Source organism: Mycolicibacterium elephantis DSM 44368, from assembly GCF_004014805.1.
In the GTDB taxonomy this organism is placed as follows: domain Bacteria; phylum Actinomycetota; class Actinomycetes; order Mycobacteriales; family Mycobacteriaceae; genus Mycobacterium; species Mycobacterium elephantis.
The window spans coordinates 136,040-157,424 of the sequence record NZ_ATDN01000002.1; the positions used below are offsets into that span (position 1 = coordinate 136,040).

Annotated in this window: 25 protein-coding genes and 4 tRNA genes; 16 read left to right on the forward strand and 13 right to left on the reverse strand. The window is 67.5% G+C overall.

Annotated elements, in window-relative coordinates; translation table 11 throughout:
- Nucleotides 1-26: 26 nt before the first annotated feature.
- Complete coding sequence (gene zapE / locus MELE44368_RS03095) at nt 27-1,061, forward strand: cell division protein ZapE (protein WP_128107142.1); 1,035 nt, start codon at nt 27-29, stop codon at nt 1,059-1,061.
- Between the two features lie 48 nt (nt 1,062-1,109).
- On the opposite strand, the gene MELE44368_RS03100 is transcribed toward zapE, so the two are convergent.
- From MELE44368_RS03100 to MELE44368_RS03110, 3 genes are read right to left on the reverse strand one after another with little or no spacing between them, the layout of a single operon-like run.
- Nucleotides 1,110-1,643, reverse strand: coding sequence for a GNAT family N-acetyltransferase (locus tag MELE44368_RS03100; RefSeq protein WP_128107143.1), 534 nt, complete (start codon nt 1,641-1,643; stop codon nt 1,110-1,112).
- 3 nt (nt 1,644-1,646) lie between these two features.
- The gene (locus MELE44368_RS03105) at nt 1,647-2,141 is read right to left on the reverse strand and encodes a hypothetical protein (RefSeq protein WP_128107144.1); all 495 of its coding nucleotides are present in this window, start codon (nt 2,139-2,141) and stop codon (nt 1,647-1,649) included.
- A gap of 49 nt (nt 2,142-2,190) precedes the next feature.
- The gene (locus MELE44368_RS03110) at nt 2,191-2,904 is read right to left on the reverse strand and encodes a Clp protease N-terminal domain-containing protein (RefSeq protein WP_128107145.1); all 714 of its coding nucleotides are present in this window, start codon (nt 2,902-2,904) and stop codon (nt 2,191-2,193) included.
- A gap of 126 nt (nt 2,905-3,030) precedes the next feature.
- Between MELE44368_RS03110 and MELE44368_RS03115 the strand changes: the two genes are divergently transcribed.
- Complete coding sequence (locus tag MELE44368_RS03115; protein WP_128107146.1) at nt 3,031-3,384, forward strand: helix-turn-helix transcriptional regulator; 354 nt, start codon at nt 3,031-3,033, stop codon at nt 3,382-3,384.
- Between the two features lies 1 nt (nt 3,385).
- Here MELE44368_RS03115 and MELE44368_RS03120 read toward each other — a convergent pair whose 3' ends face one another.
- The 3 genes from MELE44368_RS03120 to MELE44368_RS03130 form a co-directional block, all read right to left on the reverse strand.
- On the reverse strand, nt 3,386-3,808 hold the full coding sequence (locus MELE44368_RS03120; protein ID WP_128107147.1) for a hypothetical protein: 423 nt from the start codon (nt 3,806-3,808) through the stop codon (nt 3,386-3,388).
- A 95-nt stretch (nt 3,809-3,903) separates the two neighbouring features.
- Nucleotides 3,904-4,287 carry a hypothetical protein gene (locus MELE44368_RS03125; RefSeq protein WP_128107148.1) on the reverse strand — a complete coding sequence of 128 codons (384 nt, stop codon included), beginning with the start codon at nt 4,285-4,287 and terminating at the stop codon, nt 3,904-3,906.
- Between the two features lie 30 nt (nt 4,288-4,317).
- Nucleotides 4,318-5,058: a thermonuclease family protein gene (locus tag MELE44368_RS03130; protein WP_241566456.1), complete on the reverse strand. Its 741-nt coding sequence runs from the start codon at nt 5,056-5,058 to the stop codon at nt 4,318-4,320.
- Nucleotides 5,059-5,347: 289 nt separating this feature from the next.
- Between MELE44368_RS03130 and MELE44368_RS03135 the strand changes: the two genes are divergently transcribed.
- Nucleotides 5,348-5,614, forward strand: a complete 267-nt coding sequence (locus MELE44368_RS03135; protein ID WP_128107149.1) for a WGxxGxxG family protein — start codon at nt 5,348-5,350, stop codon at nt 5,612-5,614.
- A gap of 128 nt (nt 5,615-5,742) precedes the next feature.
- Here the strand turns inward: MELE44368_RS03135 and MELE44368_RS03140 are convergent, their stop codons facing one another.
- Nucleotides 5,743-7,116 (reverse strand): cytochrome P450, encoded by a 1,374-nt coding sequence (locus MELE44368_RS03140; RefSeq protein WP_128107150.1) that lies wholly within the window; start codon nt 7,114-7,116, stop codon nt 5,743-5,745.
- 307 nt (nt 7,117-7,423) lie between these two features.
- On the opposite strand from MELE44368_RS03140, the gene MELE44368_RS03145 reads away from it, so the two are divergent.
- On the forward strand, nt 7,424-8,833 hold the full coding sequence (locus tag MELE44368_RS03145; protein ID WP_128107151.1) for an FAD-dependent oxidoreductase: 1,410 nt from the start codon (nt 7,424-7,426) through the stop codon (nt 8,831-8,833).
- A 121-nt stretch (nt 8,834-8,954) separates the two neighbouring features.
- A complete protein-coding gene (locus tag MELE44368_RS03150) occupies nt 8,955-9,701 on the forward strand; it encodes an alpha/beta fold hydrolase (RefSeq protein WP_128107152.1) in 747 nt (248 codons plus the stop codon).
- Nucleotides 9,702-9,812: 111 nt separating this feature from the next.
- Here the strand turns inward: MELE44368_RS03150 and MELE44368_RS03155 are convergent.
- The 3 genes from MELE44368_RS03155 to MELE44368_RS03165 all read right to left on the reverse strand — a co-directional run bounded on the left by MELE44368_RS03155 (nt 9,813) and on the right by MELE44368_RS03165 (nt 10,073).
- Nucleotides 9,813-9,887 (reverse strand) — tRNA-Val (locus MELE44368_RS03155).
- A 15-nt stretch (nt 9,888-9,902) separates the two neighbouring features.
- Nucleotides 9,903-9,973, reverse strand: a tRNA-Cys gene (locus MELE44368_RS03160).
- Between the two features lie 27 nt (nt 9,974-10,000).
- Nucleotides 10,001-10,073 (reverse strand) — tRNA-Gly (locus MELE44368_RS03165).
- Nucleotides 10,074-10,374: 301 nt separating this feature from the next.
- Between MELE44368_RS03165 and MELE44368_RS03170 the strand changes: the two genes are divergently transcribed.
- Nucleotides 10,375-10,446 (forward strand) — tRNA-Val (locus MELE44368_RS03170).
- Here the strand turns inward: MELE44368_RS03170 and MELE44368_RS03175 are convergent.
- Together MELE44368_RS03175 and MELE44368_RS03180 are read right to left on the reverse strand one after the other, a co-directional pair.
- A complete protein-coding gene (locus MELE44368_RS03175; protein ID WP_128107153.1) occupies nt 10,420-10,770 on the reverse strand; it encodes a DUF3618 domain-containing protein in 351 nt (116 codons plus the stop codon). The genes MELE44368_RS03170 and MELE44368_RS03175 overlap by 27 nt on opposite strands.
- Complete coding sequence (locus MELE44368_RS03180; protein WP_206613664.1) at nt 10,767-11,168, reverse strand: phage holin family protein; 402 nt, start codon at nt 11,166-11,168, stop codon at nt 10,767-10,769. Before MELE44368_RS03180 ends, MELE44368_RS03175 begins: the two co-directional genes overlap by 4 nt.
- Nucleotides 11,169-11,571: 403 nt before the next feature.
- Between MELE44368_RS03180 and MELE44368_RS03185 the strand changes: the two genes are divergently transcribed.
- Together MELE44368_RS03185 and MELE44368_RS03190 are read left to right on the forward strand one after the other, a co-directional pair.
- Entirely contained in the window at nt 11,572-12,063 is a 492-nt protein-coding gene (locus tag MELE44368_RS03185; RefSeq protein WP_128107155.1) for a hypothetical protein, read from the forward strand.
- A gap of 386 nt (nt 12,064-12,449) precedes the next feature.
- The gene (locus tag MELE44368_RS03190; RefSeq protein ID WP_128107156.1) at nt 12,450-13,316 is read left to right on the forward strand and encodes a L,D-transpeptidase; all 867 of its coding nucleotides are present in this window, start codon (nt 12,450-12,452) and stop codon (nt 13,314-13,316) included.
- A 28-nt stretch (nt 13,317-13,344) separates the two neighbouring features.
- On the opposite strand, the gene MELE44368_RS03195 is transcribed toward MELE44368_RS03190, so the two are convergent.
- Nucleotides 13,345-13,842 (reverse strand): DUF1990 domain-containing protein, encoded by a 498-nt coding sequence (locus MELE44368_RS03195; RefSeq protein ID WP_128107157.1) that lies wholly within the window; start codon nt 13,840-13,842, stop codon nt 13,345-13,347.
- Between the two features lie 154 nt (nt 13,843-13,996).
- On the opposite strand from MELE44368_RS03195, the gene MELE44368_RS03200 reads away from it, so the two are divergent.
- The 8 genes from MELE44368_RS03200 (at nt 13,997) to MELE44368_RS03235 (ending at nt 21,383) form a co-directional block, all read left to right on the forward strand.
- Nucleotides 13,997-14,866 (forward strand): aldo/keto reductase, encoded by an 870-nt coding sequence (locus tag MELE44368_RS03200; RefSeq protein WP_128107158.1) that lies wholly within the window; start codon nt 13,997-13,999, stop codon nt 14,864-14,866.
- 24 nt (nt 14,867-14,890) lie between these two features.
- Nucleotides 14,891-15,508, forward strand: coding sequence for a PaaI family thioesterase (locus MELE44368_RS03205; RefSeq protein ID WP_409366094.1), 618 nt, complete (start codon nt 14,891-14,893; stop codon nt 15,506-15,508).
- Nucleotides 15,505-15,939, forward strand: coding sequence for a TIGR02611 family protein (locus MELE44368_RS03210; protein WP_128107159.1), 435 nt, complete (start codon nt 15,505-15,507; stop codon nt 15,937-15,939). Before MELE44368_RS03205 ends, MELE44368_RS03210 begins: the two co-directional genes overlap by 4 nt.
- 72 nt (nt 15,940-16,011) lie before the next feature.
- Complete coding sequence (thrS, locus tag MELE44368_RS03215) at nt 16,012-18,066, forward strand: threonine--tRNA ligase (protein WP_128107160.1); 2,055 nt, start codon at nt 16,012-16,014, stop codon at nt 18,064-18,066.
- Nucleotides 18,063-18,656, forward strand: coding sequence for an ATP adenylyltransferase (locus tag MELE44368_RS03220; RefSeq protein WP_277749988.1), 594 nt, complete (start codon nt 18,063-18,065; stop codon nt 18,654-18,656). Before thrS ends, MELE44368_RS03220 begins: the two co-directional genes overlap by 4 nt.
- Nucleotides 18,653-19,330 (forward strand): phosphatidylinositol phosphate synthase, encoded by a 678-nt coding sequence (pgsA, locus tag MELE44368_RS03225; RefSeq protein WP_128107161.1) that lies wholly within the window; start codon nt 18,653-18,655, stop codon nt 19,328-19,330. Before MELE44368_RS03220 ends, pgsA begins: the two co-directional genes overlap by 4 nt.
- Nucleotides 19,327-20,259, forward strand: coding sequence for a phosphatidylinositol mannoside acyltransferase (locus MELE44368_RS03230; RefSeq protein ID WP_128107162.1), 933 nt, complete (start codon nt 19,327-19,329; stop codon nt 20,257-20,259). The genes pgsA and MELE44368_RS03230 overlap by 4 nt, the downstream gene beginning before the upstream one ends.
- The gene (locus tag MELE44368_RS03235; protein WP_128107163.1) at nt 20,259-21,383 is read left to right on the forward strand and encodes a glycosyltransferase family 4 protein; all 1,125 of its coding nucleotides are present in this window, start codon (nt 20,259-20,261) and stop codon (nt 21,381-21,383) included. Before MELE44368_RS03230 ends, MELE44368_RS03235 begins: the two co-directional genes overlap by 1 nt.
- Nucleotides 21,384-21,385: the final 2 nt, after the last annotated feature.

Below are 21,385 nucleotides of genomic sequence, written 5' to 3' on the forward strand. Positions count from 1 at the left end.
TCGAAGCACGCCGATAGGGTGCGTGCATGCACGGGTCCAGCGGTCTGCAACGTCTGGTCGACCGGCACCCCGACGTCACCCCGGAGCGGTTGATCGCCCAACTCATTCCGCCACCGACCTTCTCCGACGTCAGCTTCGACACCTACATTCCCGATCCGGCCGAGCCTTCACAGGCCGCTGCGGTCGAGGCGTGCCTGCGGTTCTGCGCGCGGGCCGTGGAGCGGCGGGCGGGCAAGAAGAAGTTGTTCGGCCGCCGCGAGGTGCTGCCCGGTGTCGGGCTGTATCTCGACGGCGGGTTCGGGGTCGGCAAGACGCATCTGCTGGCGTCGTCGTACTACCGCCTGCCCGGGCCGAAGGCGTTCGCGACTTTCGGCGAATTAACCCAACTGGCAGGGGTTTTCGGCTTCACCGAATGCATCGAGCTGTTGGCCGACTACGTGGTGGTGTGCATCGACGAGTTCGAGCTGGACGATCCGGGGAACACCACGCTGATCTCGCGGCTGCTGTCGGCGCTCGTCGAACGCGGGGTCTCGGTGGCGGCCACCTCCAACACGCTGCCCGAGCAGCTCGGCGAGGGCCGGTTCGCCGCACAGGATTTTCTGCGTGAGATCCACACGCTGGCAGCGATTTTCGACACCGTGCGCATCGACGGGCCCGACTACCGGCACCGCGGCCTTCCGCCCGCGCCAGAGCCGCTCACCGACGACGAGGTGGCGCGGCGCGCCGCGCAGGTACCCGGTGCGACGCTCGACGAGTTCGACGCGCTGTGCGCGCATCTGGCCACCATGCATCCGTCGCGCTATCTCACGCTGATCGAGGATGTCTCTGCCGTGTTCGTCACCGGCGTGCACCCGCTCGAGGACCAGAACGTCGCGCTGCGGCTGGTGTCGCTGACCGACCGGCTGTACGACGCCGGCATTCCGGTGAGCGCCTCGGGCGCCAAACTCGACACGATCTTCAGTGACGACATGCTCGCCGGCGGTTTCCGCAAGAAGTACCTGCGCGCGACGTCACGGCTGCTGGCGCTGTCCCGGGACCCTTCTTCGGGCGAGCAGACGTGAAAACCCCCTAAATGGCCTGTGCTGAGGGGTTTTCGCGTCTGCTCGCGCTCAGGAAAGCTCGCGCACCATCACGAAGTCGTTCTCGATCGCGGCGCCGAGCCGAAAAGTCTTGGTGCCGTTGATGCGAAACCCGTGCTTGGCGTAGAAGCGCTGAGCCCGCTCGTTCTGCTGGTTGACACCGAGCCACACGCAGACCGCGCCCCGCTCGGCGGCCTCGGCCAACGCCGCGTTCATCAGCGCCGCCGAAACGCCGAGGCCGTGGCTGTCGGGCAGCACATACAGCTTGGACATTTCGACGGCAGGCCTTAGGGGAACCGCGCGCTGGACGTCGTCGTCATCGGGCACACCGCGAATCAGCATGACGTATCCCACGATTCGGTCATCCTCGCGCGCCACCAGCACGGTGCGGTCGGGATCGGCGAGGTACTCGCGGAACCGGTCTTCCGACAAGTGCTCGGCGATGAATGCGGCGATGTTCTCCGGCGTCACCGACGGGGGACAGGCCAGCGGAAAGGTCGTGGCCGCCACGCCGGCGAGGTCGACGAGATCGGCTTCGGTGGCCGCGGTGACGTCAATGCCCAAGTGTCAGGACACGTTCCACTGCGCCAGGTGCTTACCGGTGACCTTGTCGATGAGCACCACGTTGGAGATCAGGTCGCGGTAGCAGTCCCACCACACGCCGCCGCTGACCGTGGATCCGGCGGGGGCGTCGTTCAGCGCGCGCTGCAACGAATCCGGCGCATCGGTGTTGCGCGGTTCGTAGGCGTCGCCCGTCGCGGTGACACCGCGGAACTGGTAGGTGATCGCCTGCGCGTACGGCGTGGGCACCGCAATCGGATGCACGGTGATGTCACCGCGCCAGACCTCGTAGCGCGGCGCCCGCGGCGGATAGCCGAAACCGGGCGGGATCGGCGAGGGGGCGATGCCGTGCACGGTGATGTCGGCGACCAGGCCCTCGAAGTCCACCCGCAGCGTCTCGCCGAGGCGCCCGATGGGCGTCGTCGCGGCGGAGGCGGGGGTGGCCACGACGACGGCGGCGGCCGACATCGCCGCGATCAGGAGCACGAACCAGCGACGCATGGCGGAAATGATCGCACACACTGAAACGTGTTACAGCCGGTTGCCGCGCTCAGCCCTTGGTGAACGGTTCGAGCGCGGTGACCAGGTCGGCTTCGAAGCGGTCCCGGTCGACGCCGAGCCGGTGCAGCACGCCGTCGTCGTCCTCGGCCTCCAGCAGCGCCAGCAGAATGTGTTCGGTGCCAACGTAGTTGTGGCCCAGGCGAAGTGCTTGCCGGAACGTCAGCTCGAGCACCTTCTTGGCGGCACCGTTGAACGGGGTCAGCGCGGGCAGCTCGCCCTCGGTGCGCGCAGGAAGCTCGACGGCGCCGGACACGGCGTCGGCGTCGATCCCTTGGCCGGCGAGCAGTTTGACGGCCAGGCCCTGGGAGTCGGCGAACAGGCCGAGCAGCAGGTGATCCGGCGTGATCTCGGTGTTGCCGGCCTCCTGCGCCTTGTTCTGGGCGGCCACGATGACGTTGCGCGCCCGGGGGGTGAACCGGCTGAAGCCGGCGTTGGGATCGAGCGCGTCGGCCTTGGGCACAAAACGCTTCTGGGCGGCCTGTTTGGTGACGCCCATGCACTTGCCGATCTCGGTCCACGAGGCCCCCGACCGGCGGGCCTGGTCGACGAAGTGGCCGATCAGATGGTCGGCGATGTCGCCGAGCGCTTCGGCGGCGAGCACGGCGTCGGTGAGCTGATCGAGGGGCTCGCTGTGCACCTCTTTGATGACCTCGATGAGGTCGTCGAGGCGGACGGGATTGTGGATCTTGGCGGCCTTGGTCATGTGGTCAACTCTAGGTTGACGCAGCATCTTGGTCAACCACAGGTTGACGCCAAGATGCTCGCAAAAACGTGACATGGTCCACGAATCGTTTTTGCTGGTGCCGAGGCGGGTATCCGACGCGCCAATATGGGGAAGACAGTCAGAGCCTCAGGCACGCAGCCGGCGCTGCTGCGACGCGCCATCGACTTCATTCACGAGAACGCCGATAATGACATCTCGCTCAGCGATATTGCCGCAGCCGTCAACGTCACGCCGCGCTCGGTGCAGTACACGTTTCGCCGATATATGAACACCACGCCGCTGGAATATCTGCGCCGCGTTCGGCTTTGCCACGCGCACCGCGATTTGCGGAAGGCCGACCCAGCCGTCGACACGGTGATGGCCATCGCCGGTCGCTGGGGCTTCGCCCACGCGGGCCGTTTCAGCCGGCTCTACAAGCAGACCTTCGGGCAGTCGCCAAGCCGGACGCTGCGGGACTGAGCTATCTCGGGAAGAACCCGGCGCGCGTGAAGAAGCCGGGCTGCCAGCCCTCGGCGCCGCGGCACAGCAGGGGACGCCCGTCGGGGGCCTGGGCTGCCGACTGCGGTTTCGGGCAGGGCGAACCGATCTCCTGGACGCCGTACAACTGGTAGGCCGCGACCCAGAACCCGGTGTACACCGGTGGCCACTGGTTCTCGATCCAGCGACACTGCAGGACCTCGCCGCCGGGACCGCGGCCGAACGTGAAGAGCTCCATGTTGGTGCAAGGCCCGGCGAGGCGGGCGTCGTAGTTCATGCCCGGAACGTCGCTGGGGTAGCGGCCCGACTTGTCCAGGTACATCAGATCGTCGTCGGCGGATGCGGCGGGAGCCATGCTGATGGCGGCACCGGCGACAGCCACAGCGGCGAGGAGTTCGCGAATCATGTCCACCCTTAGGTCGTCATGTTCTGTCTGTGCAGAACACTAGTAGGTGAGGCGGCCTCGACGTGTGCTTTCGCGGTTGCGCGGTTCCCGGCGGGTCATGTCCGGGCCAGTTTGACCGCCAGGGGGACGTCGACGCGCTCGTGCTGGCCGTCGATGCGGAACCGGTAGAGGTGGTGGCCCCCGCCGGGGTCGATGGGCAGCACCAGCGACGGCATGCACATGAACTTCATCGGTGCTTCGACGGTGAAGCTGGAGGTGTGGGTGGGCAGGCGGTGCGCGTTGGGGCCCTCTGCGTCGATGACCAACGAGTAGGTCTCTCCGATGTCGGCGGCGTCGACATCGCAGAGCACCACGACGTCGGTTTGGAAGGCGGACGCGGTGGGCGCGACGGTGGTGCTGGCCCAGAATCCGCCGGAGAGGTTGAGCATGCCGTCAGCAACCTCGACGCGATTGGCAAAGAAGGCCGCGGTTAGCCGCATGAGGAAAACCTACCTGCTTCTGTGGTGGGGTCAGCGTTCACACGCTATGCCGTCGCCGTCGCCGTCGAGGCCGGAACGGTAGCCGGGGTCACCGACACGCAGGGGCGCCGCGCCGGCCGCGCGCGCCGCGGCGCAGTTGGGGTAGTAGACCGAGGCCGACGGCGGCGGTGGCGCGGCGCTCGGAGGTGGGGCCGGCTCGAGGAAGGGCCGGGGCTGGGTCGCTGCGGGCACGGTGTCGGCTGGTGAGGTGAGGCCGTTGCAGGGCGGCCCCCACAGGCCGCGGCGGGCGTCGCGGGCTTCGCGTTCGGCGGCGACGATCGCGTCGTGGCGGCTGACCGGCCGTCCGCCGTAGACGTAGCTGCGCGCGGCGCCGGCGCGGGCGGCCTCCACCGCGTAGTCGAAGCCGTCTTCACGCACGAGGTAGGCCAGGGTGCGGCCGTAGCGGTCGGTGCGGTCCTGGGTCGGATCCGTCACGATCGCCACCCGCTGGCCGAGCATGGTCGACCTTGCGAACTCGGTGGCCTCCGGGCCCCAGCACTCGATGGGGGAATTGGGCTTCTTGGTTTCCGGGGTGTCGATGCCGAGGATGCGCACGCGCAACCGGCCGCGAACCTCGTCGCGGATGTCGATGGTGTCGCCGTCGACGACGCGGAGGACGACGGCGGTGGCGTCGACGGGTTGCGCGGTGGCGGGCGGCGCGGTGACCGTGGGCAACGCGAGGGCGGCAGCCGCGGCGATGACGGCGACAAGACGGTAAATCGCGGTGCTCACAAGGCCATAGCTAACCAGGATTCGATCATCGCAGGGTTGCGTATGGATACCGCGTGCCCGCGGGTGGCCACCCGTGTTCACAGTTTGCGGCCGGCTAACGCGGGCAGAAGGCAAAGGGTTGACAGCGGCTTGTGACACACGTCACGTATGGCGCTGACCTGGGCGAGCAGATCACCGAGATGCCGCTTAGCCCTGCGAAGTGGTTTCGCCCCGTGATCGACGGGCAACAAGCAGGGCACAAGCAGCGGAACCGGCGACCAGCCGGGGTATCAGCCACTCAAGGAGAGAAATGAAGAAGCCATTAGTCGTCGGAGCCACCACGTTGACCCTGTTGTTCGGTGGAGCCGGCGTCGCGACTGCGACGACCCTCGAAGCACCCGCGACGACGACCACCACGGTGGCGCAGCAGGCCCAAGACGACGACAGCGGCGACAACGGCCTGTGGGGGCTGTTGGGTCTGCTGGGCCTGGCGGGCCTGATCGGACTCAAGCGGCGCAAGGATGCTGACTATCCCGCGAACCGTGGCGGCGGCACCGTCACCAACCCGCGCGCATAGCGTCAAACTGAGCGAGAAGAATTCCCCGCCGGATCGGCGGGGAATTCTTTGTCTGGCGACCCGAGCTTCAGCAATTGCCCAGCCTCCGTAGCGCTTTCGCCGCTGGACAAGGTTCTGCGTGCTGTTGTCTATGGTCGTGTTGTCGCGCTGACGATGGCGCCGATGGGCGCCGCGGCGACCGTGGTGAACGGTGTGACGATGGGGAAATCCGGGTTCATGGACCGGATTTCGGTGCAGCGGATGATCGTGGCCAGCGCGAGGGTGGCTTCGAGCATGGCGAAGTGATCGCCGATGCAGGAGCGTGGTCCCGCGCCGAACGGCAGGTATTGCCAGCGGTCGCGGCCGTCGGAGTTCTGTGGGCTGAAGCGGTCGGGGTCGAACTCCAGCGGGCGGTCCCACAGCGCGGGATCGCGGTGAAGGGCATAGATGCCCACCACCACCATGGTGCCGGCCTCGACGCGGTAGCCGTCGACTTCGACGTCCTGCACCGCCATCCTGGCGGTCGCCGCTCCGGGCGGGCACAGCCGTAATGCTTCGTGTAGCACCTGAACGGTGTATCGAAGGGCGGGCACGTCGTCGGGTGTCAGCTCGCGATCGCCGACCGCGAGAGCCTCGGCGCGGACCTTGTCCTGCATGTCGGGATGGCGACCCAGCGCCCACATGGCGTAGGTCAGCGTGGTCGCGGTCGTATCGTGGCCGGCCAACATGAAAACGATGAGCTCGTCGCGGATCTCGTCGTCGGACAATGCCCGACCGGTGGCGGGATCGCTCGCTGCGATCAGCGCATGCACCAGCGGTGCGTCGCGGGTCGGATCGGTACGACATGCCTGAAGGATGTCGTCGGCAAGCCGGTGCAGCGTCTCGCTGGCGATGCGTGCCCGCCGGCGCGCACGGGTCGGTAGCCAGCGCGGGGTGTTGATCGGCCGCATCGCCCGATCGGCGATGTACGTGAGCGCCACTTGCAGCGATTCGGCGATGGCCTCGGAGTGTGTGTCCAAGTCGATCCCGAGCACCGAGCGGCCCAGCGCTCGCAGAGTCAGCTTGCGAGATTCGGTATCCACGTCCACTTCGGTGCCGTCGGCCCAGGTGTCGGCCACGGTCTGCGCGGCATCGGCCATGTGTCCGGCGAACTCGCGGACGTGCTGCTTGGTGAAGATCGGCTGCACCGACCGTCGGCGCGGTAGCCACGCCTCATGGGTGAGGTCGAAAAGGTTCGGGCCGAGCAAGTGGCGCATCTCTGCATGCACACGCGTCTTTTCGAAGAGTCCGCCACCCCGCCCGAGGACGTCGCGGGCGCCCTGCGGCGAGGTGGTGACCACCACCGGAGGCGCAATTCCCTTGGGCGCCAGCGTAAGCCGGGTCACCGGTCCGCCCGCGTCGCGCAACACCTCCAACCCGCTGTGAAACGTCCGAAGGGCATTCACCTGCTGCCGGCGGGGCAAGGGATTCCTCGGTGCCGGCGGCAGTGTGCGCAGATCGGCTCGTTCGATCGTCTCGACCATGGTCAGCTCCCCTCGATGTGTGCCGGAGTAGTGGCCTGATCGAGGGTGCTGCCGCGGTATGCCGCGGGCCTAGCGTAGTCGACTACTCGAATTTATCGGCCTGGTCAAAATGCACTTGAGCTGGGATTTGCGACCGGTTGCCCCGCTCGCCGAGTTCCGCAGAGGGATTCGCGTAGCCGACTACTCTAGGCGCCCCCCTCGGCGCAGCCAAATACTTCTTTTCGCCGGTCTCGATGCGCGGCGGATGCGGCTGTCCACTTCGAGGGGCCCGCCGCGCTACCGGTGACGACGAGGTTAGGAGTTCAGCATGCCGGTACTCGGAGAGCGCGCAATCGTTCTGGGGGCGAGCATGAGCGGACTGCTCGCGGCCAGGGTGCTGGCCGGCTGCTATCGGAGCGTCACGGTGGTCGAGCGTGATGCGCTGCCCGACGAACCGACGAACCGGCGGGGGGTGCCGCAGGGCCGCCACGTCCATGCCCTGCTGGCGCGCGGCGCCAAGACGTTGGATGAGCTGTTCCCCGGGATCCTCGATGAATTGGTCGCCGACGGCGCTCCGGTGTGGGACGACGCCGAGTACTCCCGGCTTTACGTCTCCCTCAGTGGGCACGTGATGCCACGATCCGGCAAGGCCGTTATCGATCCGAAGGCGGACGCGATGTATCAGCCGAGCAGACCAATGTTGGAGTGCCATGTCCGGCGGCGGCTGCGTGCTCTCGAGAACGTGACGATCGTCGATGGCCACGACGTGGCGGAGTTGACCGCGACGCCAGATCGCAAGCGGGTCACCGGCGTTCGGGTGGTGCAGCGAGACGGCCGAACCGAGAAGGACCTGACGGCCGATCTCGTCGTCGACGCCATGGGCCGGGCTGCCCACACACCGGCCTTGCTGGAAAGCCTCGGGTATGGGCGACCGGCTGAGGACCACATCGTCACGCACACGACGTATGTGAGCCAGATGCTGCGGATCCCGCCGGGGACTGTGAAGGAGATGATGACGCTGATCGGGGCCGCCCCTGGCAGGCCGACGGGAGCGTTTCTGGTCGGCTACGAGAACAACGTGTGGATCTTCACTGTTTTCGGGATGGTGGGGCACCAACCGCCCCGCGATCTGGCCGGCATGGTGTCCTTCGCGCGGGACTACGCTCCAGCGCACGTGCTGGCGGCGGTGCACGGAGGTGACCCCGTAGAGCCGGTGGTGCAGCACCGGCTGCCGTCGAGCCAGTGGCGGCGCTACGACAAGATGCGGCGCTTCCCCGAAGGGCTGGTGGTCACCGGGGATGCGATGTGTAGCTTCAATCCGGTTTACGGCCAAGGGATGTCGGTCGCGGCGATGGACGCTCTGGCATTGCGCGACGCGTTGCGCCGCGGGGCCTCCGGCCTGTCGCGGCGCTACTTTCGAGCCGCGGCGAAATCGATTGGGGTGGCCTGGCGCCTGGCCGCAGGGTCTGACCTGGCTTTTCCGGAGGTGGAGGGGCGACGAACGCGCGCGATGCAGCTGACGAACCGGTTCTCCGAGTGGGTGCTGACCGCCTGTGAGACCGACCCCGTGGTCCATGCCCAGTTCTTCAGGGTGGTCGGCCTGGTTGAGCCGCCGTCACGCCTGTTCGACCCGTCGTTCATCTATCGGGTTGCGGCCGTCAACCGGCGTCGTCGGCGACGCGCATCGCAGCCCGAGCCGCCTCAGCTAGCGGGCGTCGTGGACGGCGTGACGCTGTGACCCGAGAGCGTTGGGCGCGAACGGCAGGGAGCGCGGACACGGTGAGCACCTCGCGCCGCAGCGCTCGCCCACGGCGGTCAAACACATCCTCACGCGGCGGCGGCGTGCGAGGATGGCGCTCATGACTGTCGTTCTGGTGCACGGTAATCCAGAAACCGACGCGATCTGGGGCCCGCTGATCAATGCCCTGGGACGCAAGGACGTGATGTGCCTGTCACCGCCGGGGTTCGGCGCCCCGCTACCTGAAGGATTCTCGGGGACATACCTTGCGTATCGCGACTGGCTGGAGGACCACTTGGAGGGCATTGACCAGCCGGTCGACCTCGTGGGACACGACTGGGGCGGCGGCCATGTGGTGAACGTGGTGATGCATCGCCCGGAACTGGTGCGCAGCTGGGCAAGCGATGTCGTCGGGTTGTTCGACCCCGACTACGTATGGCACGACCTTGCCCAGGTGTGGCAGACGCCGGGCGAGGGGGAGAAGCTCGTCGACGAGCTGCTAGGAGGCACCGTTCAGGACAGGGCCGAACGGATGGCCACGTTCGGCATTCCGTTGGACATCGGGTTGAAGATCGCGCCGGCTCAGGGTCCGGAGATGGGGCGGGCGATCCTGCAGCTGTATCGCTCGGCTGCACAACCCGCGATGGCGGAGGCCGGCCGCGACCTGGAGAACGCGGCGGCCAAACCGGGCCTTTCGCTGCTGGCGACCGAAGACCCGTACATCGGCTCAGACGAGACTCGGCGCCGGGCGGCGGAGCGAGCGGGAGCCCGCACCGAAGTGCTCGACGGACTGGGCCACTGGTGGATGGTGGAGGATCCGGCTCGCGGAGCAGCGGTGCTCAGGGATTTCTGGGATTCACTCGGCTAGCGGCGTCCTAGCTATCGTCTTGGCCAGGCTGAGATGCGAAGCCCCTTCATCCCAGGCGGGCCGTTCGTGATAACGCCGACTCTAGAAACGTAACTTGACCTGCACAAACTGTGGTGCGCGATACTGGGATTGAACCAGTGACCTCTTCCGTGTCAGGGAAGCGCTCTCCCGCTGAGCTAATCGCGCCGGGGTCCTTCGTTGAGGTGGAGACGGGAATCGAACCCGTGTGCACGGCTTTGCAGGCCGTTGCCTCACCACTCGGCCACTCCACCGCTGGGGTTGATGCCACCGCACCTTCGAGCGGATGACGGGATTCGAACCCGCGACCCTCACCTTGGCAAGGTGATGCGCTACCAACTGCGCTACATCCGCGCGCCACGAACGACACGTCGCCCGTCGCGAAGCACGACGATAGTCCACGCAGGCGTACCTGCACAAATCCCGAGACGGCGTCGTCGCGTCGCCGCTCGGGTCACCCACCAGACTAGCCGTAACTCACGACATCCGGCCGAGAAGCGCTGGCCCGTACCGCCATCCCGTGCTTGATCGCGGGCCGCCGGCGCAGTGGCCTCAGGCCCGCGAACCGCCAGCAAGACGGCCTCGGCGATTCGGGCCGGTACCCTCGAACGTGCTAGTCTTCGACGTCGTTCGACCTCTCGGGGTCGGGCCTGCCGGTCTCGTAGCTCAGCGGGAGAGCGTCCGCCTCACACGCGGAAGGTCACTGGTTCGATCCCAGTCGGGACCACCCCCCCTTATTTCCTGCGCGCTCCCAGTGTCGGCGCCGCCAAATCACGATCCCGACCACCAGCGCGAGCACCGCAGCCACGGCGATCGGCACCGTGCGCGACGGGTTGTCGGTGGCGGTGTGCCTCAGCGCATCGGCCTTCTCCACCACCCGCTCCTTGGTGTCGGCGGCCTTCTGCTTGGTGCGTTCCTTGACGTCGAGCTTCGACGACAACGCCTGCACCGTCTGGCTCAGCTCGGCGCGGGTCTGCTCGATGTCGGCCTCGATGTCCTCGATCCCCGCCGAGGGGCCCGGCTCGGGGCGAGTGGAATCAGGGGTGGTCATGACCGTGCCCCTTTCAGCTCGTCGATGTCGGCTTTCACCGTCTCGACCGTCCGAGGTACCGCCGGGGTGACTTCGTCTGTCTGTTTGCGTCCCACCAGCGCGGCGATACCGGCAGCGACGAACAGCACGCCGCCGACGATCAGCGCGGCCGCCCACACCGGCAGCACCAGCGCCAGCGCGGCGATGCCAGCCGTGATGAACGTCGCGATCCCGAAGAAGGCCAGCAGGCCCGCGACGCTGAACAGGCCGGCGCCGATGCCCGCGTGCTTGGCCGACTCCTGGAACTCTTTCTGCGCTAGCCGCATCTCGTCGCGGACCAGCCGCGACGTTTGCCTCGACAACTGACCCATCAACTCGCCGATCGACGCGTCGGCGGTGGGCCTGGATTCCACAGCCATCAGATATCAGCCCCTGACCTAGTAGCTCTGCCTGGAACAGAAATGCCCTCTTGTCAACGAACGAAACGTTGAACGCGGGCCGTCGTGGTCTGGAGGGCACAGTTCGGCGTCGCCGTCGATGACGAGAGCGACTCTTGTTGGCAACGGTTGGATAACCAAAAGCGCTGCAACTAGGCGATTTCCATCACATCACGCACCCTCGTTGGGTGCCAGGCAGGCGGAATGACACTCGACGCTCCCATGCGGGTCACCATTTGGAAACGGTGCGGTGCGGCGTGGCGTGTCGCCCGAAATTACGTGCTGATAATTAACGCGGTCGCATAGCCGCGACTCCGGTATGGCATGCAGTTCTGCTGCATGAGTGATGCGGAATATCTAAGTGTGAATGAAGGGATCGACGTCGATGACGGTCTTTGATCGAGTCAACATCACAGCCGTTGTTGGGGCTGGGTTGTGCGGGGTAGCCATGGCGTTGAGCCCGGCGGCTTCGGCCGTCCCCTTTATGACCGGGGGCTACGAATGTGTTGAGACATCAGCCGGCGAGGCTCCGGCGCCCGCGGGCGCCTGCCTGCCGCTGACCGATATGGCCGGTGTGCCAATGGCATTGCCCGGGCCGGTTCCGGTCGCACCACCGCCGGTGATCCCGCCGCCACTGGTTCCACCCCTAGTGCCGCCGCCGCTGGTGCCGCCGATTCCGCCGCCAGTGGTGCCGCCGCCGGTCGTGCCGCCTCTTGTTCCTCCGGTGGCCGCGGCGGGTGCTCCGCTGGCTCCGCTTCCCGTTGGCGCACCGCTGACGGAGATGGCAGGCGCCAGCGGCAAGGGACAGCCGACGGGTCCGGCTCCGGCGGACGCGCCACAGCCCGGCCAGCCGATCATGCCCGGACCGGCGAGCTGACCGCACCCAACTAACCCTGTACCGACTTTGGCCCGGTGGCGAGCGACAACTCGTCACCGGGCCAAATTCTCTGCACACCAATAGGTTTCACGTCGACGCGCCTCGTCGATGAGCGTCGCGCGACTACGCGAATCCACCGCATCACACGCGGACTGGAAACTAAACCTGTTCTACAACAGATTTGCTACAGCGATCTGCCTCTGTGAGCTCGCTGGCCGCTGAATGGCGCATCACAGTCACCCAGCGTTTCGGTGTCTGATTCGCGGGCCGTGGCCGAACCGTGACTGAGACTTAACCGAATTGCCCACGCGCCCTTACCCATCCAATGGTGTTGCCGGCCATAGCATCTTATTAACACGAGAGAAATTTCGAGGGAGCCCAAATTCGTGCGTGGGGTTGTTCGGTGTCTGCTTGCTGCCATCGTGGTCGCTACCAGCGTGGTCGCCGGCCCGGCTCAACAAAGCCTGGCGGCGGCCAACCGGTCGTTGACCAACGTCATTACCTCGATCCTGCCGTCGCCAAATCAGGTGGTCGGCGTGGCGCATCCGGTGGTGGTGACGTTTCGCGCGCCGATCTTTGACAAGCGTGCAGCCGAACAGGCCCTCAACATCACCTCGTCACCGCCCATGACGGGCAAGTTCGAGTGGCTCGAGACCAACGTCGTGCAATGGAGTCCCGACGAGTTCTGGCCCGCACACAGCACGGTGGCGCTTTCGGCGGGCGGCGTGAAGACCAGCATCGTGACCGGTGCCGCCGTCGTCGCCGTCGCCAACATCGCCGAGCACACGTTCACGGTGACCATCGACGGGGTCGAGCCGGAGACCCTGCCGGCGCCGCACCACCGCCCGCACTTCGGCGAACCGGGGGTGTTCCCGGCGACCATGGGCAGAGAGAAGTACCCCACGCCGGTCGGCACCTTCCCGGTGCTGTCCAAAGACCGTGACGTGGTTATGGATTCGAGCAGCGTCGGCATTCCTGTCACCGCCGAGGACGGCTACCACCTGACCGTCGACCACGCCGTCCGCCTCACCCAGCGCGGCATCTTCGTGCACTCGGCCCCGTGGGCCGTCAACGCGATGGGATACGAGAACACCAGCCATGGTTGCATCGGGCTGAGCCCCCACGACGCCGAGTGGTACTTCGACGTCGTCAAGGTTGGCGACCCGGTGATCGTGCAGGAGAACAACGTCGAGATTCCGCGTCCGGTTGCACCGCAAGCTCCGGCCGAAGTTCCCCGGATCGTTACTGGCTGACAGGCGGTGAAACACGCTGTGCTGAAACTCAGAGCGCCCGCAGATACCGCTCCGTGACGACCCGCTGGACCAGCGACGTCAGCGGTGACGCCAACCGGCTCCACCAGGTGGCGTGCCGTGAGAATGCCGTCACCTCCGAATACACCTCGTCACTGTCGGGGTCGTAACGGACCAAGAACAACTCCTCACCGGATTCGGCGTGGCCCGGCAGTGTGCCGTAGGCGAAACCGCGCCGATCGGGTTCGTCGACCACGTAGACCACCCGACACGGCGCCCGCACCGGTCCGAGGTGAACGATCACCTCCGAGCCCACCTGCGCGACGTCCGTCGTCGCCTCAACCCTGATTCCGGCCCCGCGCAGCATGCCCCAGCGCATCCCCGCCGCGGCGGCCTCCTCGAAACGGTTACGGCCCCGGCCGATGACCGCGCGCTTCTGCACGTGCTGATAACCCTCCGGCAACGGTCCCGCCGTGGTGCCCACCTCGGCGTAGGTCAACGGCAGCGACGCCAGCTCACTCAGCTTCACCCTGGCAGACGCTACCGGCGGACCCCGCTTCCTTCGCCGAGTGTGGGCTTACCGCACGCCAGACCGCGGGAACCCGTGACACGACCACACATTCGGCGCGGCGGGGCCGCACTCGGCGCCACGGGGTCCACGAACCGCGGCGTACGTTCGGGTTATGAGCACAACGAGCATCGCGCAGGCATCGGGAACGTTCACCCTCGGCGGCGACTTGACCATCAACCGCCTCGGCTACGGCGCCATGCGGCTGACCGGCAAAGGCACCTGGGGCCCGCCGGAGGACCGCGACGAGTGCCTCCGGGTGCTGCGCCGCGCCGTCGAGTTGGGGGTCAACTTCATCGACACCGCCGACTCCTACGGGCCCTATGTCTCGGAGGAGCTGATCCGTGAGGCCCTGCACCCCTACGACGGGGTGGTGATCGCCACCAAGGCGGGTCTGCTGCGCACCGGGCCGGACGTGTGGCCGGTGCTGGGCTACCCCCCGTACCTGCGTCAGGAATGCGAGATGAGCCTGCGCCGCCTCGGCGTCGACACCATTGACCTGTTCCAGCTGCACCGCATCGACGACAAGTTCCTGCTCGAGGATCAGCTGGGCGAGCTGGTCGCGCTGCAGCAGGAGGGCAAGATCCGCCACATCGGGCTCTCGGAGGTCACCGTCGAGCAGCTCGAGGCCGCGCAGAAGGTCGCCGACATCGTGTCGGTGCAGAACATGTACAACCTCACCATGCGTACCGCCGAACCGGTGCTGGAGGCCTGCGAAGCCCAACGCATCGGGTTCATCCCGTGGTTTCCGCTGGCCGCCGGGCCGTTGGCGGCGCCCGACGGGCCGCTGCAGCGCATCGCCGCCGACCACGACGCGTCCCCGTCGCAGCTGGCGCTGGCGTGGCTGCTCAAACGCTCCCCGGTGATGCTGCCGATCCCCGGCACCTCCAAGGTCGCCCATCTCGAGGAGAACGTCGCCGCGGCGGCGATCGAGCTGTCCGACGACGAGTTCGAAACGCTGAGCAAAGCCGGTTCCGCCGAATAACGCCGCAGGCAATACGGTGGGCGGGTGAGCATCGACGCGCATCCCGGTGGCGGGTTCAATCCGCCGCAGCCCACCGCCAAGGGCGGCCCGGACTACGGCAGGTTCGTCGAAGGGGTTCGCACACTGCAGGACCACGCCCGCGCGGTCGACGCCCCCGACGAGGTGATCACCGAGGCCGCCGACCTACTCGACAAGCTCTCCCAGCTGCTGGCGCCCTACGAGGTCGACGAGTGGACGTCGCCGTCGGGCCGGCGCCTGGACCTGCCGAACCGGGGCAGCGTGCTCGGCATCCCGGGGGAGTACCACAAGACCGACGCCGGGCGGGTCGGCGGCGTCGTGCGCTTCCGCCGGTTCCACCTCGGCCGCAACGGCGCCGTGCACGGCGGGTGCATTGCCCAGATGTTCGACTCCGTCCTGGGCTACGCCGCGTTCCGGCTGACCGACGGACCGTACCAGCGCACAGCGTTCCTGCACGTCAACTACCGCAAGATCGTGCCGATCGAGAAGGAACTGCAGGTCGACGCCGGCATCGAACGCGTCGAGGGCCGAAAGATCTTCATCGAGGGCCGGGTGCTCGACGGCGACACCGTGCTGGCCGACGCCGAGGCGCTGTTCGTCAAGCTCAAGCCGGGCCAACCGTGACCGACCAGCAGGACCAGCAAGACCAGCGGGTCAACCGCTTCCTGCGGTGGCGTGAGCGGCTGCGCCGACGCCGCCGGATCGACTTCGCGTACCGGATCACTGTCGGGATCGTCGGCCTGCTGGTGCTGGCCGTCGGCATCGTGGCGATCCCGTATCCCGGGCCGGGCTGGGCCATCGTGTTCGTCGGGTTGGGCATCCTGTCCACTGAGTTCATGTGGGCGCGACGCGCGCTTCTCCTGGTCCGCAGGCGCTACGACGAGGTGATGACGTGGTTGCGCGGTCAGCACTGGACCGTGCAGGCGCTCGGCGGCGTGTTCACCGCGCTGGTCGTGGTGGTGACGCTGTGGCTGCTCGGGGCGCTGGCGTGGGGCGCCGGACTGGTCGGCATCGAGTGGACCTGGCTGAACAGCCCCATTGGCTTGGGATCCTGAGCGAGCGCCTAGATAGCATGGTCGCGTCCTGAGTTGGTTGGAAATTTGCTTCGAGAACCTGGAGAGTCACCGATGAGCGCCGCCGTCAACCACGCCCCTGCAGCCCCGATCCGGGTGGCTGCCGGGACCACCGCGGGCGCGGCGGTTCGGGAGGCGGGTCTGCCCAGCCGCGGCGCCCCCGACGCGATCGTCGTCGTGCGCGACCCCGAGGGCCGGCTGCGTGACCTGTCGTGGACGCCGGACTCCGACGTCGAGGTGACGCCCGTGGCCGCCAACACCGAGGAGGGCCGCAGCGTGCTGCGCCACTCCACCGCGCACGTGCTCGCCCAGGCGGTTCAGGATCTGTTCCCCGAGGCCAAGCTCGGCATCGGCCCGCCGATCACCGACGGCTTCTACTACGACTTCGACGTCGAGCGCGCGTTCACCCCAGAGGATCTCGAGGCGCTCGAGAAGCGGATGCGCCAGATCGTCAAGGAAGGCCAGCTGTTCTCGCGGCGCGTCTATGAGTCCAAAGAGCAAGCGCGAGAAGAACTTGCCAACGAGCCCTACAAGCTCGAACTCGTCGACGACAAGTCCGGCGACCCAGAGGTGATGGAGGTCGGCGGCGACGAGCTCACCGCCTACGACAACCTCAATCCCCGCACCAAAGAACGGGAGTGGGGCGATCTGTGCCGCGGGCCGCACATTCCGACCACCCGCTTCATCCCGGCGTTCAAGCTGACCCGCACCTCGGCGGCCTACTGGCGCGGCAATCAGAACAACCCCAGCCTGCAGCGCATCTACGGCACCGCCTGGGAGTCCCAGGAAGCCCTCGACCGCCACCTGGAGCTGATCGAGGAAGCCCAGCGCCGCGACCACCGCAGGCTCGGCGCCGAACTCGACCTGTTCAGCTTTCCCGACGAAATCGGTTCCGGCTTAGCCGTTTTCCACCCCAAGGGCGGCATCATCCGGCGTGAGCTCGAGGACTATTCGCGGCGCAAGCACAGCGAGGCCGGCTATCAGTTCGTCAACACCCCGCACATCACCAAGGCCGAGCTGTTCAAGATCTCCGGTCACCTGGACTGGTACGCCGACGGCATGTTCCCGCCGATGCACCTCGACGCCGAGTACAACGAGGACGGCACGGTGCGCAAGCCGGGCCAGGACTACTACCTCAAGCCGATGAACTGCCCGATGCACTGCCTGATCTTCAGGTCGCGCGGGCGGTCCTATCGCGAACTGCCGTTGCGGCTCTTCGAATTCGGCACCGTCTACCGCTACGAGCTCTCCGGCGTCGTCCACGGGCTGACCCGGGTGCGCGGGCTGACGATGGACGACGCGCACATCTACTGCACCCGCGACCAGATGCGCGGCGAGCTGACCTCGCTGCTGCGGTTCGTGCTGGATCTGCTCGCCGACTATGGCCTGACCGAGTTCTACCTCGAGCTGTCCACGAAGGACCCGGAGAAGTTCGTCGGCTCCGACGAACTCTGGGAAGAGGCCACCGCGGTGCTCGCGGAGGTGGGTGAGGCCTCCGGCCTGGACCTGGTGCCCGATCCCGGCGGCGCGGCGTTCTACGGGCCGAAGATCTCGGTGCAGGTCAAGGACGCGCTGGGGCGCAGCTGGCAGATGTCGACCATCCAGCTGGATTTCAACTTCCCCGAGCGTTTCGAGTTGGAGTACACCGCCGCCGACGGGACCCGGCAGCGGCCGGTGATGATCCACCGTGCGCTGTTCGGGTCGATCGAGCGGTTCTTCGGCATCCTCACCGAGCACTACGCAGGCGCATTCCCGGCGTGGCTGGCGCCGGTGCAGGTGGTCGGCATCCCGGTCTCCGACGACCACATCCCGTACCTCAACGGCGTTGCCGCGCAACTGAAACTGCGCGGCATCCGCGCCGAGGTGGACAGCAGCGACGACCGGATGGCCAAGAAGATCGTCAACCACACCAACCAGAAGGTGCCGTTCATGTTGGTCGCCGGCGACCGCGACGTGGAGGCTGGGGCGGTCAGCTTCCGCTTCGGCGACCGCACCCAGCTCAACGGGGTGCCGCGCGACGACGCGATCGAAGCCATCGTCAACTGGGTGGCGAGCCGGGAAAACGCCGCTCCCACCGCGGAACTACTCAAGGTGGGCAACAAGTCGTGACCAGTGACGAAAGCCTGCGCGACCAGCCGGCAGCCGAACTGGACGACGATCGCACGATCGTCGACCACGGCGTCGGTGAGCCCGACCACCTGCAGCGGCTGTGGACGCCGCACCGGATGAGCTACATCGCCGAGACCCCGGCGCAGCGCGAAAAGAGCGGTGGGTCAAGGCCGTTCACCGAGATCCCGACGCTCTCCGATGAGGACGGTCTCGTGGTGGCCCGCGGCGAGCTGGTGTACGCGGTGCTCAACCTCTACCCGTACAACCCCGGCCACCTCATGGTGGTGCCCTACCGGCGGGTGTCGGAGCTGGAGGACCTCACCGAGGCCGAGAGCGCCGAGCTGATGGCGTTCACCCAGAAGTCGATCCGGGTGATCAAGAGCGTCTCGAACCCGATGGGCTTCAACGTCGGGCTCAACCTGGGCAGGGTCTCGGGTGGTTCGCTGGCCGAGCACCTGCACATGCACGTGGTGCCGCGCTGGATCGGCGACGCGAACTTCATCACGATCATCGGCGGCGCCAAGGTGGTGCCGCAGCTGCTGCGCGAGACCCGTCAACTGCTGGCAACGGAGTGGGCAAAACAGAAGTGAGCAACTTCTACCTGATGACCCGCGCGGCTTACGAGAAGCTCAGTAAGCCGATCGCCAAGGCCGCGCTGCGGGCGGGCCTGACCCCGGACATGATCACCATCTTCGGCACGGCCGGCTCGGTGCTGGGCGCGCTGATCCTGTTCCCGATCGGCCAGTTGTGGTGGGGCGCGGTCGCCGTGTGGTTTTTCGTGCTCGCCGACATGCTCGACGGCGCGATGGCCCGGGAGCGCGGCGGCGGCACCCGGTTCGGTGCCGTGCTCGACGCCACCTGCGACCGCATCGGCGACGGCGCGATCTTCTGCGGGCTGCTGTGGTGGGCCGCGTTCGGCCTGCACAGCACCTCGCTCGTGGTGGCGACCGCGATCTGCCTGGTCACCTCGCAGGTCATCTCCTACATCAAGGCCCGCGCCGAGGCGAGCGGGCTCTCCGGGGAGGGCGGGCTGATCGAGCGGCCCGAACGGCTGATCATCGTGCTCGTCGGGGCCGGCGTCTCGGACCTGCCGTTCTTTCCGCAGCCGTGGGCGCTGCACGTGGCGATGTGGGTGCTGGCGATCACCAGCCTCATCACGCTCGGGCAGCGGGTGCACAGCGTGCGCACCTCGCCCGGCGCGATGGATCTGCTGACCAAACCCGACGCCCGCGAACCCCACCCGCCGGGGGAGGACCCGGCGTGACGAGCACTCAGCCGGGACCGCAGTCGGGCAACCCGTTGAGCGGACGGTTGACGGACTGGGGCTTCGCGGCCGGCTGGCGCCTGGTGCGCGCCATGCCGGAGGTCGTGGCGCGCAACGCGTTCGGCGCGGGGGCGCACTATGCCGCGCGCGGCGGTGGCCCAGAACAGCTGCGCAAGAACCTGGCCCGCGTCATCGGCGTCACCCCCGACCGGGTGCCGGACGGATTGATCCGGGCGTCGCTGGCGTCGTACGCGCGGTACTGGCGCGAGGCGTTCCGGCTGCCGACCATGGACCACGAAGCGCTCGGCCGCGAGCTTTTCGTGCACGACGTCGACCGGGTGTGGGCGGCGCTGGAACACGGCCGCGGCGTGGTGCTGGCGCTTCCGCACTCCGGCAACTGGGACATGGCCGGGGTGTGGCTGGTGCAGAACCACGGCCCGTTCACCACCGTCGCCGAACGCCTCAAACCCGAATCGCTGTACAACCGGTTCGTGGCCTACCGGGAGAGCCTGGGGTTCGAGGTGCTGCCGTCGTCCGGTGGCGAACGCCCTGCGTACGAGATCCTGCGCGAACGGCTGTCCGACAACCGGATCGTGTGCCTGATGGCCGAACGGGACCTCAGCCGCAACGGTGTCCAGGTCGACTTCTTCGGCGAACCGACCCGCATGCCCGCCGGATCGGCGAAGCTGGCCATCGAGACCGGGGCGGTCCTGTTGCCTGCGCACTGCTGGTTCGAGGGGGACGGTTGGGGCATGGGGGTGTATCCGCCGGTGGACACCTCGTCAGGGGACGTCACCGTCATCACCCAGGCGCTGGCTGACCGGTTCGCCCGCAACATCGCCGCGCACCCGGCAGACTGGCACATGATTCAGCCGCAATGGCTGGCCGATCTGCCCGCCGAGCGGCGCGCCAAACTGGGAGCGAACTGATGCGGATCGGCATGGTGTGCCCGTATTCGTTCGACGTGCCCGGCGGCGTGCAGTCCCACGTCCTGCAACTGGCCGAGGTGATGCGCGGCCACGGGCACGAGGTCAGCGTGCTGGCGCCGTCGTCGCCGGATGTGACCCTGCCGGACTACGTGGTGTCCGGCGGCAGGGCGGTGCCGATCCCGTACAACGGTTCGGTGGCGCGCCTGCGGTTCGGCCCCGCCACCCACCGCATGGTCAAGCGCTGGCTGGCCGAGGGCGATTTCGACGTGTTGCACCTGCACGAACCCAACGCTCCGAGCCTGTCGATGCTGGCGCTCAACATCGCCGAAGGCCCGATCGTCGCGACCTTCCACACCTCGACGACAAAGTCGTTGACGCTCAGTGTGTTCGAACCGATCCTTCGACCCATGCACGAGAAGATCGTCGGCCGTATCGCGGTGTCCGAACTGGCCCGGCGGTGGCAGATGGAGGCGTTGGGCAGCGACGCGGTCGAGATTCCCAACGGGGTCGATGTCGAGTCGTTCGCGTCCGCCCCGCTGCTGGACGGTTATCCGCGGCCGGGCAAGTCGGTGCTGTTCCTCGGCCGGTTCGACGAGCCCCGCAAGGGCATGGCCGTGCTGCTGCGGGCCCTGCCGACGCTGGTCGAGCGGTTCGAGGACATCGAGATCCTCATCGTCGGCCGCGGCGACGCCGACCAACTGCGCGAGAACGCCGGGAAGCTGGCCCGGCACCTGCGGTTCCTCGGGCAGGTCGACGACCGCGAGAAGGCGTCGGCGATGCGCAGCGCCGACGTCTACTGCGCGCCGCACACCGGCGGCGAGAGCTTCGGCATCGTGCTCGTGGAGGCGATGGCGGCCGGCACCCCGGTGGTGGCCAGCGACCTCGACGCCTTCCGGCGGGTGCTGATGGACGGCGCGGTCGGCCGGTTGGTCCCCGTCGACGACTCCGCCGCGCTCGCCGAGGGCCTGATCGAAATGCTGGAGAACGACACCCGGCGCGAGCGCTACATCGCGGCGGCATCGGATGCGGTGCGGCGCTATGACTGGTCGGTGGTGGCCCGCCAGATCATGCGGGTCTACGAGACCGTGGCGGGGGCGGGGATCAAGGTGCAGGTGGCGAGTTGACC

What these genes read in the sequence shown, in the direction of transcription:
- zapE (WP_128107142.1), top strand. Translation starts at nt 27, where the DNA reads ATGCACGGGTCCAGCGGTCTGCAACGTCTGGTCGACCGGCACCCCGAC.
- MELE44368_RS03105 (WP_128107144.1), bottom strand. Translation starts at nt 2,141, where the DNA reads ATGCGTCGCTGGTTCGTGCTCCTGATCGCGGCGATGTCGGCCGCCGCC.
- MELE44368_RS03110 (WP_128107145.1), bottom strand. Translation starts at nt 2,904, where the DNA reads ATGACCAAGGCCGCCAAGATCCACAATCCCGTCCGCCTCGACGACCTC.
- MELE44368_RS03115 (WP_128107146.1), top strand. Translation starts at nt 3,031, where the DNA reads ATGGGGAAGACAGTCAGAGCCTCAGGCACGCAGCCGGCGCTGCTGCGA.
- MELE44368_RS03120 (WP_128107147.1), bottom strand. Translation starts at nt 3,808, where the DNA reads ATGATTCGCGAACTCCTCGCCGCTGTGGCTGTCGCCGGTGCCGCCATC.
- MELE44368_RS03125 (WP_128107148.1), bottom strand. Translation starts at nt 4,287, where the DNA reads ATGCGGCTAACCGCGGCCTTCTTTGCCAATCGCGTCGAGGTTGCTGAC.
- MELE44368_RS03135 (WP_128107149.1), top strand. Translation starts at nt 5,348, where the DNA reads ATGAAGAAGCCATTAGTCGTCGGAGCCACCACGTTGACCCTGTTGTTC.
- MELE44368_RS03140 (WP_128107150.1), bottom strand. Translation starts at nt 7,116, where the DNA reads ATGGTCGAGACGATCGAACGAGCCGATCTGCGCACACTGCCGCCGGCA.
- MELE44368_RS03145 (WP_128107151.1), top strand. Translation starts at nt 7,424, where the DNA reads ATGCCGGTACTCGGAGAGCGCGCAATCGTTCTGGGGGCGAGCATGAGC.
- MELE44368_RS03150 (WP_128107152.1), top strand. Translation starts at nt 8,955, where the DNA reads ATGACTGTCGTTCTGGTGCACGGTAATCCAGAAACCGACGCGATCTGG.
- MELE44368_RS03175 (WP_128107153.1), bottom strand. Translation starts at nt 10,770, where the DNA reads ATGACCACCCCTGATTCCACTCGCCCCGAGCCGGGCCCCTCGGCGGGG.
- MELE44368_RS03180 (WP_206613664.1), bottom strand. Translation starts at nt 11,168, where the DNA reads ATGGCTGTGGAATCCAGGCCCACCGCCGACGCGTCGATCGGCGAGTTG.
- MELE44368_RS03185 (WP_128107155.1), top strand. Translation starts at nt 11,572, where the DNA reads ATGACGGTCTTTGATCGAGTCAACATCACAGCCGTTGTTGGGGCTGGG.
- MELE44368_RS03200 (WP_128107158.1), top strand. Translation starts at nt 13,997, where the DNA reads ATGAGCACAACGAGCATCGCGCAGGCATCGGGAACGTTCACCCTCGGC.
- thrS (WP_128107160.1), top strand. Translation starts at nt 16,012, where the DNA reads ATGAGCGCCGCCGTCAACCACGCCCCTGCAGCCCCGATCCGGGTGGCT.
- MELE44368_RS03235 (WP_128107163.1), top strand. Translation starts at nt 20,259, where the DNA reads ATGCGGATCGGCATGGTGTGCCCGTATTCGTTCGACGTGCCCGGCGGC.